Source organism: Vibrio sp. 1249-1 (assembly GCF_033340495.1).
Genome location: NZ_JAWOWJ010000521.1, coordinates 1 through 710 on the forward strand (window position 1 = coordinate 1; position 710 = coordinate 710).

1 protein-coding gene is annotated in these 710 nt (G+C 46.8%); it reads left to right on the forward strand.

Annotated elements, in window-relative coordinates:
* Positions 1-105: 105 nt before the first annotated feature.
* Positions 106-710, forward strand: a 605-nt coding sequence (locus R7Z50_RS27365) for a type II secretion system F family protein (RefSeq protein ID WP_318149730.1), incomplete at its 3' end; no start/stop codon positions are given.

Genomic DNA, 710 nt, shown 5'->3' on the forward strand with positions numbered 1-710 from the left:
AATGGAGCTTGCGCTGCAAGGTGCTGTGAGCCTGGATGAAGTGATGACCCTCGGCGAGGGTGACGCTTCGGGTAAAACTGATCCCATTTTCATATAGGTAAGTGAATGCCAACTTTTCGTTATCAAGGCCGCACATTAGACGGCTCATCAACCAGTGGCAAAGTCGGTGCGGTGAATTCAGAAGCCGCAGCGGAAGCGTTGAGGAATAAAGGGATCATCCCGCTCAATCTGCGCTTAGAGAAAGAAGGCGTAAAGAACCACGTTAGTTTGTCTAAATTGTTGGTTCCTGCCATTCCACTGGAAGTGATTATCCTGTTTTCTCGTCAGTTGTTCAGCTTAACTAAAGCTGGTGTGCCTTTGCTGCGCTCAATGCGCGGCTTACTGCAAAACTGTGAAAACAAACAGCTTAAAGAAGCGCTAGAAGATGTGGTTTCTGAGTTGAGTAATGGTCGTGGCTTATCGTCTGCGATGCAGCCGCACAACAAAGTGTTTAGTCCGTTATTCGTTTCCATGATCAACGTGGGTGAGAATACCGGTCGACTCGATGAGGCATTGTTACAGCTAGCAAACTACTATGAGCAAGAGCTAGAAACACGTAAACGCATTAAAGCCGCGATGCGCTACCCTACGTTCGTTATCGTATTTATTACCATTGCGATGTTTATTCTGAACATTCTGGTGATTCCCGAGTTTGCATCGATGTTTACTCG